This window comes from Paenibacillus sp. ACRRY (genome assembly GCF_022346995.1).
GTDB lineage: Bacteria > Bacillota > Bacilli > Paenibacillales > Paenibacillaceae > Paenibacillus.
Map to the genome: position 1 here is coordinate 280,492 of NZ_JAKRNM010000004.1, position 12,203 is coordinate 292,694.

14 protein-coding genes are annotated in these 12,203 nt (G+C 43.1%); 12 read left to right on the forward strand and 2 right to left on the reverse strand.

Annotated features, from left to right (window positions below; all coding sequences use genetic code 11):
• Window positions 1-435: 435 nt before the first annotated feature.
• The 7 genes from MH144_RS17225 (at window position 436) to MH144_RS17255 (ending at window position 7,659) form a co-directional block, all read left to right on the forward strand.
• The gene (locus MH144_RS17225) at window positions 436-705 is read left to right on the forward strand and encodes a hypothetical protein (RefSeq protein WP_239302477.1); all 270 of its coding nucleotides are present in this window, start codon (window positions 436-438) and stop codon (window positions 703-705) included.
• 38 nt (window positions 706-743) lie between these two features.
• A complete protein-coding gene (locus tag MH144_RS17230; protein WP_239302478.1) occupies window positions 744-1,622 on the forward strand; it encodes a hypothetical protein in 879 nt (292 codons plus the stop codon).
• 352 nt (window positions 1,623-1,974) lie between these two features.
• Complete coding sequence (locus MH144_RS17235) at window positions 1,975-2,751, forward strand: hypothetical protein (RefSeq protein ID WP_239302479.1); 777 nt, start codon at window positions 1,975-1,977, stop codon at window positions 2,749-2,751.
• Window positions 2,752-2,929: 178 nt separating this feature from the next.
• Window positions 2,930-4,219: a galactokinase gene (locus tag MH144_RS17240; RefSeq protein ID WP_239302480.1), complete on the forward strand. Its 1,290-nt coding sequence runs from the start codon at window positions 2,930-2,932 to the stop codon at window positions 4,217-4,219.
• A gap of 206 nt (window positions 4,220-4,425) precedes the next feature.
• Window positions 4,426-6,066, forward strand: a complete 1,641-nt coding sequence (locus tag MH144_RS17245) for a helix-turn-helix domain-containing protein (RefSeq protein ID WP_239302481.1) — start codon at window positions 4,426-4,428, stop codon at window positions 6,064-6,066.
• Between the two features lie 80 nt (window positions 6,067-6,146).
• Complete coding sequence (locus MH144_RS17250) at window positions 6,147-7,187, forward strand: ABC transporter substrate-binding protein (protein WP_239302482.1); 1,041 nt, start codon at window positions 6,147-6,149, stop codon at window positions 7,185-7,187.
• A 190-nt stretch (window positions 7,188-7,377) separates the two neighbouring features.
• Complete coding sequence (locus tag MH144_RS17255; protein ID WP_239302483.1) at window positions 7,378-7,659, forward strand: hypothetical protein; 282 nt, start codon at window positions 7,378-7,380, stop codon at window positions 7,657-7,659.
• A gap of 337 nt (window positions 7,660-7,996) precedes the next feature.
• Here the strand turns inward: MH144_RS17255 and MH144_RS17260 are convergent, their stop codons facing one another.
• Window positions 7,997-8,248 carry a hypothetical protein gene (locus MH144_RS17260; RefSeq protein WP_239302484.1) on the reverse strand — a complete coding sequence of 84 codons (252 nt, stop codon included), beginning with the start codon at window positions 8,246-8,248 and terminating at the stop codon, window positions 7,997-7,999.
• Window positions 8,249-8,402: 154 nt separating this feature from the next.
• Here MH144_RS17260 and MH144_RS17265 point away from each other — a divergent pair, with 154 nt between their 5' ends.
• Together MH144_RS17265 and MH144_RS17270 are read left to right on the forward strand one after the other, a co-directional pair.
• Window positions 8,403-9,764, forward strand: a complete 1,362-nt coding sequence (locus tag MH144_RS17265) for a lipase family protein (RefSeq protein ID WP_239302485.1) — start codon at window positions 8,403-8,405, stop codon at window positions 9,762-9,764.
• 36 nt (window positions 9,765-9,800) lie between these two features.
• Window positions 9,801-10,097, forward strand: a complete 297-nt coding sequence (locus MH144_RS17270; protein WP_239302486.1) for a WXG100 family type VII secretion target — start codon at window positions 9,801-9,803, stop codon at window positions 10,095-10,097.
• A gap of 75 nt (window positions 10,098-10,172) precedes the next feature.
• Here the strand turns inward: MH144_RS17270 and MH144_RS17275 are convergent, their stop codons facing one another.
• Entirely contained in the window at window positions 10,173-10,715 is a 543-nt protein-coding gene (locus tag MH144_RS17275) for a hypothetical protein (protein WP_239302487.1), read from the reverse strand.
• A gap of 167 nt (window positions 10,716-10,882) precedes the next feature.
• On the opposite strand from MH144_RS17275, the gene MH144_RS17280 reads away from it, so the two are divergent.
• The 3 genes from MH144_RS17280 to MH144_RS17290 all read left to right on the forward strand — a co-directional run bounded on the left by MH144_RS17280 (window position 10,883) and on the right by MH144_RS17290 (window position 12,154).
• Entirely contained in the window at window positions 10,883-11,239 is a 357-nt protein-coding gene (locus MH144_RS17280) for a hypothetical protein (RefSeq protein WP_239302488.1), read from the forward strand.
• A 157-nt stretch (window positions 11,240-11,396) separates the two neighbouring features.
• Window positions 11,397-11,642 carry a hypothetical protein gene (locus tag MH144_RS17285; protein ID WP_239302489.1) on the forward strand — a complete coding sequence of 82 codons (246 nt, stop codon included), beginning with the start codon at window positions 11,397-11,399 and terminating at the stop codon, window positions 11,640-11,642.
• An 11-nt stretch (window positions 11,643-11,653) separates the two neighbouring features.
• Complete coding sequence (locus MH144_RS17290; protein ID WP_239302490.1) at window positions 11,654-12,154, forward strand: hypothetical protein; 501 nt, start codon at window positions 11,654-11,656, stop codon at window positions 12,152-12,154.
• The last annotated feature ends 49 nt before the right edge of the window (window positions 12,155-12,203 follow it).

Below are 12,203 nucleotides of genomic sequence, written 5' to 3' on the forward strand. Positions count from 1 at the left end.
CGTTGAGCGCCATAGAGATATCAGAATCATGTTTCCTGAGTAAAAATATCAGACGTTTTACATTTTCATCATTTTTAGATTTTCTTAAGAATGAAGTACCATATGATCAGGAGCTACATTTTTTCATGTTGGGGCCCATCTTTAACAAAGCAAGGAGCAAACTCGCTGGCAGGAGTAGAAGCTGAAGAAGATTGCCAATGGGTGGACTGTAAACTGTGATACAACATAACCGGTAATTCCAATTTGTAAGTAATTTGTCGAAATATGAAATAATACCTAAGACATATGGCTTAATTATAATGAATCTTGAATATCATGTTAACATACTAAATTTTGTGTGTTAGGCTTTAATAGTAAACAAATTCCAATTGAGGAGTTGAGTGTAATTACAAAAGATTCATGTCAGCAATCACATCTAGAAAGAAGGTCCTCATGATGAAAAAAAAAATTGCAACTATATTTGTTCTATTATCCTTTCTTGAATTAATCGTATTGATTATTGTTGGTAAGTCCATTATCAATCATATCATTCAACCAGATACGTTCACAGGAATTATATCTCTTCCGTTAGCAGCTTGTTTTCTTTCTTTATGGATGTTTTTCTCCAAACAAAAACTTGAAGAACGTATCGTAGGACTGCAAATTTGTTTTATCACAGCATGTTTAGCAATTGGACCGTTAGTTTGTCTATGGTTTGTAACTTGAAATTACGCAAAACTATCTAGTTATAAGTAGGAGGACTCATGAAAAGAATAGTAAAGTTTATTACAGCAGTACTTCCCCTTGTTCTTGTTTTTAATTTGATTTTTGTCGGTACAAGTAGCGCAAAAGATTCTGGTACTGAAGTGAATGGTGTACAAAATTTCACTTTAGAAAATCAAACTTTATTAAGTGACGGATCAGAAGTAAGTACATTTCAATTAAATCCAGAAAACGGAGAGTCTCCGGTAATTTATGACGTAACAGATAATAAAGATACAGTAACTGTAATCGCTACACAAAATGGAGTTGAGCTAGACAGAGCCATAACTGATAAAAGAACTGGAACGATTAAGCAATTAAAAAATGAAGTAGTTGTAGCGGAGTACAAAATTGAAGATCATGTAACCATTAAATCAACTGAGAGTAATAGTATAAATGAAAATGAACAATCCATTCAGTCTGCTCAATCTCAAAATCTCTTAAGATCTGCATATAATTCTGGTATAGGGCAGTATGGATATTTGTATGGTGATTTCACAACTAGATATGGCGATACTTATACGTTAAATTTTGGCGTGGGTACTTCTATATCTATTATCGTCGGAGCACTGGCTAGTATCGTAACCGGTACTGCATTAGTTGTGGCTATAATAACGGCACTCGGCTCTACAGTTGTAGCAAATGCTATTACATCGCTTATTAGTGGGGATGTGTTTGCTCAGTTTAAAGACTATAACCTTGAGGTTCGTTCCCAGGGTAAAGTTGGTTTAGTATCTAAACAGACAATTGTTAATGCAAAGGTTAATAATTATCGAACAGGTGGATCTTCGTGGGTGTATTTACGAACTGAAGGGGACGGAAGAAGTTGGGATGATTTATGTATTATAGGAGCCTACAATGTATATCTCCAAAATCTATAATTAGAATCAAATCATGTATAAATGAACGATTAAACAGCAATAATTATGCAGGCAGCGGTTCTTTGACCATTCTAGGGTCGATAGAGCCGCTGTTTGTGATATCCTTGGTTAGGATTTGGAAGCCGATTGAACCTGCATATGATATGTCAAGGAGATCGACAGCATCAGGACATAGCGGTAGAAATGCATATTAAGGAATTTTCAAGGGTACTGATTATCCAATAAGTTACCCGTTGCCTGCGTGCAGGTGGCGGGTCTTTTTGATACAATCATGAATTACAGATTAGAATGAAGGAGAAATTTTGGCCTTGGTACTGAACCCAGTGTCAAAAGATGAAAGGAGATTTAATCAGTGAAAAAGGGAATGGCAGTATGGTTACTATTGGGTGCAGTTTTGCTTGCAGGATGTGACGCAAACTCTACAGGATCTAATCCGCAAAAACAGGTTGAGTCCACAACCAAGCAAGCAACAATTGAGCCAAAGCAAGAAATGAATCCAACATTACATTGGCTCGGATCGTCCGAAGGTGAACAAGTAAAACTCTATGATAATCGGGAAGCAAAAGAAAATTCACACCATATATTCACTCTAGAGATAAATGGAAATACCAAAGACTTTGATTGGTACTATCTTGGGGATATGGGAACGGACCCGCAGGTACATTATACGGATCTTACGGGGGACGGTAAGGAAGAAGCTGTAGTAATTATTCAAACTGGACGAGGAACCGGATTAAATAATTATGATATTCATGTCGTGAACGCAGATGATTTCTCCGAAATTAAAGTACAGGGTTATGAAGACATCGTAGCGAATTACATTGAATCGCATGTTGCAAAGAACGGGGATGGCACGTTAGCGATTGCAGTAGAAGCACAAGGACAAGCCTATAACTTCAATTATGACTTTGATCCCGCTCCAGATTACGAGCAAGATGAGCTTGGATTCGGTGGTGTAACAATTTACAGGCTGGAGAATGAGAAAATCCAATTGTATCTCTCCGGTTCTGTCGGCATATCACCCACATATGTATGTGATTTTAATGTGACCTACGCATATGACAAGGCCAAGAAGGAGTTCATCGTTGATCAGATTGAAGTTGAACCTATTGAAAATGGAAAAGGTTAACCCTATTGCACGACACATCCAATACATTTCATAAAACGTTTACAAACTTTCAATTCTACCCTACCTTTTCAGGGGCGAAGCTGAGATAATGGGAGAGGAATAAGATAAAGAAACAAAAGGCAAAACAGTCTTCACCCACAGCATAAATAAACGCTACATACCCATAGGAGGAGTAGAGATGACGACACAACCATTACAACTGATCCAGTCCGCAGAAGGCCAAGCATTGCTTGCTCAAATGTACGGACAGCAGCAGGTCGAGGAACAGACTGCACGTTACACGAAGCTAAATGCTACCTTTGAAGAGTACTTTGGTGTACAAGAGGGCAGCAAATTGTTTAGCGCGGCAGGACGCAGTGAGATTGGTGGTAACCATACAGACCATAACCATGGCAAGGTACTGGCAGGCAGCATTACACTGGATACGATTGCAGTGGCGGCACCAACCACGGAATCTGTGATTACCTTTTATTCGGAAGGTTATGACAAGAAATATGTAATCGATCTCACAGATCTGACGCCGAAGGCAGAAGACGACGGTACGACGGCGTTGATTCGCGGTATGGCTGCAGGATTCGGAGAGTTTGGATACAAGGTAGGCGGCTTCCAGGCGTACATCTCCAGTAACGTGTTCTCGGCATCGGGTCTAAGCTCGTCGGCTTCATTCGAGATGCTGATCTGTACGATTCTGAATCATTTCTACAACGAAGGATCACTGGATGTTGTAGTGATGTCCAAGATTGGTCAGTATGCGGAAAACCAATATTGGAATAAACCGTCCGGTCTGCTGGATCAGATGGCTTGTGCTTATGGTGGTCTGATCGCGATTGATTTTGCGAACCCGGCTGAGCCTGTCATTGAACCTGTGCAATGGGATTTCCAACAGAATGGCTACTCCTTGGTGATTGTAAATACAGGCGGAAACCATGCCGATCTGACCGAAGATTACGCTGCTGTTCCGTATGAGATGAGAGCGGTTGCTCAGGCGCTGGGCCAAGAGTATGTTCGAGAGATTACAGCCGAGAACATCTACGCGAACCTCAAGCAGGTCCGTGAAGCTGCGGGAGATCGTGCGGTGCTGCGTGCACTTCACTTCCTGGAGGAGAATAACCGGGTAGATGGCCAGGTGCAGGCACTGCGGGATGGACGCTTTGCAGACTTCCTGAATTTGATTACAGCGTCAGGAAACTCGTCCTGGAAGTGGCTCCAGAATGTATATCAGAGTGGTTCCGTGAAGGAGCAGGAGATTGGGATTGCGCTGGCACTGACCGAAAACTATCTGCAAAACCTGGGCGATGGTGCCTGCCGTATACACGGTGGTGGATTCGCAGGAGTTATCCTGACGATTCTTCCAAACGACAAAGTCGAGGAGTACATGTCCTGGATGCATGGCATGCTGGAAACGCCAATTATTGTCGTTAACGTGCGTGCACAGGGTGCAGTATGCCTGAACGAACTGATCAGCTAGGCGTGTAAAGTCATTCTTGCTTTAAGCTATGGCAGCATGCAAGGCTTCGAACATATAACAGCTATTCCTACAGTGAGCGGTTCTCAACCTTGACTTTTGGTCATGGTAAAGGGACCGCTTTTTTGCTTTTCATGAATAGGCGAGATAGCCGGGGTAAAGGACATGTGATATGCTCGGGTATAATGAAAATCTCGGAGGAACGTGTAATGATTCCAACCATGTACGAATTGCATCATGCCTGCATCGCCGCCGATTCGGGGACGATCTATCCGGTCCGCATGAACGTGGAACATCCAACGCTGATCTTCCCGATGTCGGAAACGGTAATTCGTTTGAACGAGCGTGAGTATCATGTGGGGAGTGGAAAATGCCTCTTTTTACATCCTACACAAGCTGAACTGTGTCTTGAACCAACCGTACCTGAAGACGCGAAAACCATCTATATGGTGACATTCGATAGATATCAGCTTGTAGAACAGAAGGCAACCTTCATTCGGTATGAGCTGAGCAATGAGCAATTGCCGGAAGAAGGGGGTATATTTAAATTTTCACGTCAATGGCTTGGGCAGCTGCAGGAGCTAGTGGAACGGGCGATGAATGCCGCTGTCCCTGAACGACACTGGCGTGTAAGCACGTTATTGAATGAGCTGCTCCATGGCCTTTTCGCTCACTGGAGCGACGCGGAAGGGCAATACATCGAGGACATGACCATCAAGCAAATCTGTACATATATGCAGCAACATCTTAATAAGGATCTGAATCGGTCTGATCTTGCCCGCATGACGGGATTCAATCCCAGTTATTTTTCTTCACTGTTTCGCAAAGAAACCGGTTGGAGCTTCGGAGATTATCTGAACCGTCTTCGTCTTGACGAAGCCAAGCGTCTTCTGCTTACAACGACGGGTTCCTTACAGGATATTGCCTTTAGGGCAGGCTTCTCGGACAGTTCATATCTGAGTAAAACGTTCAAAAGGCATGTCCACATTACGCCGACGGCGTTTCGAAACCTGAAGGAGACGAACCGAATTGCTGCCTTGCAATTTGTCGGGGCTTTGCTGTCTATTGGATTAACTCCGGTCATCACCACACAGGAGGTTGCAGGTTCATCACGGCTGCTCGAAGAAGATCTGCAGGAGAGCGTCATCACGGACAATCCGGAAATGTTGGATCAATTAAGAGAAGTGGGGCCGGATCTCATTCTTGCACCCACGTATTTCTACCATTTTCCCGATGTCATCAGAGAGCTGGAGCAAATTGCTCCCGTCATCATGCTGGAATGGGGCAAAATGGACAAGCTGGAGGAAGTGCTGCAGGTAGGCAGTTTGTTCGGCCGAGAACAGGAAGCCAGGTTATGGATCGCCCATTACAAGGAGAGGGTGAGTGCAGCCCGCAGCTTGCTCGAGCACTACCTTTTGCCTGGACAGACGGTTGGGATCTATGAACTGAATTATGATCAGCGCTGGCTAATGCCGCATGACAAGGTTCGCTCTGCGTACAATCTCTACCGTGCCTTGGAAGTTACTCCGCCGGCCCGAATCCAGACTGAGGTGCTGGACCAGAACAGGCCGATATTTATTCAGGAAGAGGACATGCCTGAGTATGCTGCGGACCATATGTTTGTGATTTTGCCGGAGCTGCATTATGGATATGATCTGGAGAAGCTGTTATCTCGTCAGGTCTGGCGACAGCTCGTCATGGAACGTGGATGCCGGGTGTATCCGCTGATATTGAATGAATTTTGGATGGATGAGGGAGTATCACTGGAGAAGCAGCTGGAAGTTCTGGTTGAACGACTGACGAATGAAGCTGCAAGCCAACCATTATACATGGGACAAACCCAACCATAACACATCGACATGGATTCTGCGGCATCGCTATAATAATGATTGTAATCGCGAATGATAATCATTATTAATCGGAGGGTGTTATGCAGAGAAAAGGGTTATCCATGGTAAAAATGTTGTTCCTCATCTTATTGGTTGCGATGCTCGCAGCTTGTGGTACAACCAATACGGCAACAACTGGCACGGGGACAGAGACAGAGACGGTGTCCAGTGGAAATAATGAAGAACAAGCAGCAAGTGTGGAAGCAGAGGACACAGAATCTGCAACTCATGTGATTGATACGCCTAACGGTGAATTGGAGCTCCCCGTCAATCCTAAGCGTATTGTGGTGGATGGTTACCTGCCCAATCTGTTGTCACTTGGGGTAAAGCCGGTAGGCGCAACGAAGTGGGAACTGGAGAACAAAGTCATTCAGGACCAGATTGACGGCATTGCTGACATTGGTGAACGTTCCCTTGAGGCCATCTTGTCACTGGAGCCAGACCTCATTATTACGTGGGTTAATCCCGCAGCGGATGCACAGATTATTGAACAATATGAGAAAATTGCACCAACACTCGTTATTCCGTATAACCATTTCCCGGATATTCATGAGAACATGCGTTATTTCGGAAGTGTATTTGGTAAAGAGGCGGAGGCCGAAGCATGGCTTGCTGATCTGGATCAGGTTGCTGCGGATGCACGTGAACAGATTAAACCTTATATCACTCCAGAGGATACGTTTGCCTTGATGGGCGTGTTCGTTGCTGACAAAAACTTCTATGTTTACGGCAATGGAGGATACCGGGGAGGGGAAGCGATCTATACACATCTGCAGCTGAATCCACCGGAGAAGCAGCGCAACGAGATCATCGGCAAGGAAACGAACAGGCAGATTTCATACGAAGTCGTTGGCGAGTATGCGGGAGATTACATTTTCCTGGATCAGGGCGAGATGCTTCCGGAAGTATGGGGCAGTAATGAGGGCGTATGGAAGACGCTGGATGCGGTAAAAAACAATCGGGTGTTCCAGCTTGATCCGGACTTGTTCTGGGGGAACGATCCGATCTCGCTGAAACTTCAGATTCAAGAGATTGCGAAGATGATTGTGGAACGTGAGCAATCGAATCAGAAGAATAAATAAGTACGTTAAACCAAGTCCGGGCGAACCCGGGCTTTTTGAGTTATTCTATTTTCGACTAAGTCCAAACATTGAAGGTGGTTTGCGTGTTGATTAGATAGAGGGTTAGAAACGACGGGCCGATACTGAGAGGAGATTTAACGTGTAACAACGAGCTATTTCAGTATGCTTTGATATGGGGAGGGTATGAAGGATGACTACAACCACAGTGATAGAGCCTAAAGAGGAACAATTATATGAAGAGTTGAGGCGTGAACTGGAAGATGTAGAGGACAGCGAGCAGAGGCAAAGAGTCCTGAATCGCATGATTAGACAGCTCAAGTTCGCCAAATGGCGAAAAGAACGAATGCACAAGTTCGATACCTACTTCCAAAATGTAAAACCGGTAACACTTTGGGTGGTTTTAGCGACGGGGGCACTTACGCCAGTACTGTTATTTAGCATGTTCATATGGGTGTCGCTGTGGTTGGAATGAGATTGAATCATAGAGGTTAATTACCTTGTAGGCTACTGCCGCAACAATCCTTGAAATTAGCGCAGTAGCCTAAACATATTCATGCAAAAAACTAAAATTCTTCTGGTAACAACGTCCTATGATTTATAAAATGGCATGTTTAATACCTAAAATTTATAAAGACTTTTTACTCATTTATTACATGTCGTATACACGATACACAAAAGATGCACTATAATGATTCTACTTCTTTGGTAAAAAGAGGATGATCGTCAATCTATTAGGTCCTGTAATACATAAAAAAAGAGCCATGTATTTCTACAAGGCCCTCAGGGACAGTCTAAAATCTACATATACTTTAGTTATTTTTCTTATCAAGTAGTTCTTTCGGCACAACAGCTGTTTGGACTTCAAAAGTTTCATAATCTATTAGGATTGTGATTTCGGTATCTTTACTGTCTTTTACGTATCCGCTTAAACTTACATTGCGGCTAAGATCTTTCGGCATAAACTTATGGTCAGTAAACTCTACTTCTGTATTGTATTGATCTATAAAATATTGATGGCCGATTTGAGTCGCTTCTTCTATAATTTTGTCTTCATTTGGCATAGTACCACATCCTCCCAATATAAGGGCTATTAATATGAAATTAATAGATATTAATTGAATTTTTTTAAAAATATTCTTCAACCTCCTATATATGTGAACTTGACACATTATAATATACTTTAACTTTTAAAATCAGTAAATACGAGGAGGCATTATGGATACTTATATTACTGACAAAACTTATAAGGAAATTTCTGAATTAGCCTATCTTGATTTAAAAGAAGGTGATTATCCGGATACTCTGGACTCGGCTAATTGGAAGGTGATTGAACCAGAAGGAGCAAAACTTCATCGAAGGTCTGGATTTGACGCAGTTGTTCTAAAAAATGATATAACTGATCAGATTGTTATCGGTTACCGAGGAACTGAACCAGAAGGGAAGTTTAAGGATAAATTTGCTGATTGGAAGACAGATGCCTTCGATGTTGTAGGTGGTAGAACTAGGAAACTCGAAGATGCTATAACGGATCCGGAGCGCCATAATATCTTTAAAAATAGCCCCTTTAAACTCATCAAAGATAACATGGATTGGGAAAATAATCAGTTTCACCAGGCTGAAGAATTGTATGAGACCGTACAGTTGGCATATCCTAATTCAGATATTTCATTAACTGGTCATTCCTTGGGTGGTGGTTTAGCTCAGTATGTGGCTGCTCGTCATGATGTTTCTGGCATGACTTATAGTGCTCCAAGTGTAATGAATTTACTGGATGATGTAAGTTTGGCTAAGGTGAATGAAGGCCAATTCGATAACAAAATGGTTAATGTTGTCCATCCCAACGATTCTGTGGGGGCAGGAGGTATAAGTGAATATGAGAGGCATGTAGGGCTTACAGTGTATAAAGGGCAGGATTTTGACACCGCGAATGCGATGTATCAGAACTGGAAGTTTCATCTTCAGTTAAAGATACCCTTTCAACCTCTGGGTGCGGGCTCACCAATGTTAGTCCATGATGTGGGAATAGATGTGGATCTAGACAAGCTACAGATTGGAAATATCTATAGACTAATTGATTCGTTCTCGAAGGATGAAGGCAAGGGATACCATTCCATGAAGCAGTATGAATTTGATGAGAACGGAAACCTTGTTGGCCCTCTTATAGACCGAAGTACAGGAGAGACGCTCGGTATTTCTCCAAGATGGACTGCTCATCAGGAAGCGTTGTCTGCACTCTCCAATTTGATGTCTGGTGTAGTGGCACCTTTTGTGTCGGCTGCTATCGGAAATGTTGGTGGAAAAGGCGGCGGCAAGATTCAATTAACACCGGAAGAGTTAGCGCAATCTGCCCGGGAAATGAGGCTGAGTTTAAGTGGTTTCTCTAATGATGCTCAGGCTTCCATTCAGATGTTTCAGACACATATTTCAACGAGCGAAAGCCAATCTTTCACACCTATCGCCTATAATGCAACAGCTACGCTACAACGAATCAATCGATGGTATCAGGAATCGATCAGTGAAATTGCAGATTATATTGAACGGAAAAGAGAGGATTTTGTAATTGCAGACCAACAGTAATTCAGAATATATAAGGGATAACAGGAGGCAACGGGAATGGGGAGAATATCCGTATCCTTGTCGGATTTAAGAAGAGCTGTTCAGCAATGTGAACAGTTACAACAGCGGCTCATGCAACAAGAGCAGAAAATGCGCTCTATTCATGGGCGATTGCAGCAGGACTGGGTAGGGACCTCCGCAACGGAGTTGACCTATAAAATGCAGTCTTTTGTTGAAGGGGCATCTGCAAAACTGTCTGAGCTTGAAGCACATAAAGAGGAACTGAAGCGCTATATTCGCAAGATGGAAGAAGCAGATCGGGAAGAAAGAAGAGAACGGCGAATGTCTCACTAAGGAGAAACAAAAGGTAACACAAGGAATAGTTAGAGTCGGAAAGATCATATTCTTCCGAATCTAACTATTGTTGTTTTACTTCCCAATCATGGTGTCTGGGGTATTCCTGTTCATGTTTTGGATCTGATTTTGAACATAATCATGATAATCACGGAAGCTGCTGATATGTTGGAGAGCATCAGTTTTGGAAGACTGGATTTTAATTTTCTCACTTCCCTGGTTGTCTTTCATCTGTGCCACCACGCTTTTGGAACCTTGAATATCACCGGACATTTCCTGGATTCGTTGTAATAATGCAGGATGGCCTTCGTGTTGAAGCATTTCCGCGAGAGGTCTCATCTCTTCAAGCTTTTGACTTGAGCGCTCCAGAGTTGTCATAACCTTATCGCTATCTGTTGTTGCGCTTAGCGATACCATTCGGTGTATGTGATCTTTCTCCATTCGCTCCAATGCTTCCAGATGTGAAGCTTCCAGTCTCTTCGGATCAGACCAGCTTTCCGTTTGAACGTCGTTGTTTTGCTGTGGAGAAGCAGAATTGGTATTGTTATTTCCACAACCCCAGATGAGGGCAGAGCAAGCAAAAATGGTACCAAAGGCAAGGATACGCTTTAAATTCATTGTTTCACTCCTTATATAAATTTCCATTTGGTAGTATGAGTCGATTTCTGGTAATTATGCATGGAATCAAGTAGGAAGTCGGATTAGTGTTTAATGAAGATCACGACATTAACCTAATGTTGCATATTCCGAATACTAATAATGAATGAAGGTGAAATTTAACTGCGATGCACATCTATAACAATCCGATTTGGCGCTGGACCTTTACGCTGCTGTATCCCGCCATTATTTTCATCTTTCAGAGCTGGGGACCCATATTGGAATCATGGGCGGGTCCCATTATCTTTGTTGCTTTATTTTGCTTTCTGTGGAGCGGGATTGAGGAGATGTTCATCTCGACAGGGCTGACCTGGTTTGTGGCAATCCCGTGCTGGTGGTATTTTATTGAGCGTCCGAAGCCGTCTTTCGGTGCGGAGAATTTTGCGGCACATTTATGGTTAATTGTCATGATATATATCGTTTTCGTGCTCATTCCTCAGGCGCTGATCCTTACCACTCGTCTGCGGATCATGGATTATTATTAAGAAGTGATGGGAAAGTTACATCGCGTTTCAACTTAAGGGAGGAGGGGGACATATGGAACGTAAAAAGAAACGGGGAGCATATGTCGCGTTGTATGCTTTGGTACTCGCAGGGCTCCTGCTTTTGATCCGTTCATGCGCTCCATAGGACATCGATTCCATGCTAAGCGAGAATGACATTCATTCAGACCAGGTAATGGTTGTAACCCCCATAGATTCACGAACTCATCTGGTTTTATATCAGAATACCACTGCTGATGGCTTAGCATCCGGATTGATTGAGCAAGAGCCAGAGAGGTTATGGTACGCCATAATTCAGCAGCCGACAACGGGGATACAGCTCGAGATACAGGGGTTGGACAATGGAGGCCAAGTGATCTACTCATCGCAGGAGAACGAAGATTAGGAGGAATGTTCTTGAATCATGTAAAAAGAATAAACAAACCCTACTTCATCTTTCTGCTCTGGAATATACTTATGATCTTTGCCGTACATGGCTTAACATTTCAGCATGAAGCCGGCAGAGGAATCTCCGGCAATGGTAACCCGGGGATACTCATCCTGTTTCCGTCCCTTCTGACATTGCTGATCCTGTGTATCTGGACGATGTCACTGTCCAAATGGTGGCTATATGATCAGCATCAGCGCTGGGACGAGAAAGTGCATGTCATAGTGCCCCTGGCTGCTGTTCTGCTGTGTGTGTTGTCTGTCTTTTTGGAGCTGCACATGATTGAAAACCTGAGAACACAGCTAGGTGGTTTCACGAATGATCCGAGCTCGGCGGTGTACCGTTTTGGCTGGTTGAACCAATACACGAATACTCTTTATTACAATTTTCCCATCCTGCTGTTTGGGCTATCGTTGTCTATATTGATTGGGTGGCTAATGGAATGGAGTATACGGAAAAGCAGTTCATAAAACTCTTTCTCATCTTCCTTCGCCTACCTGAAAACGATCCAAACCTAAC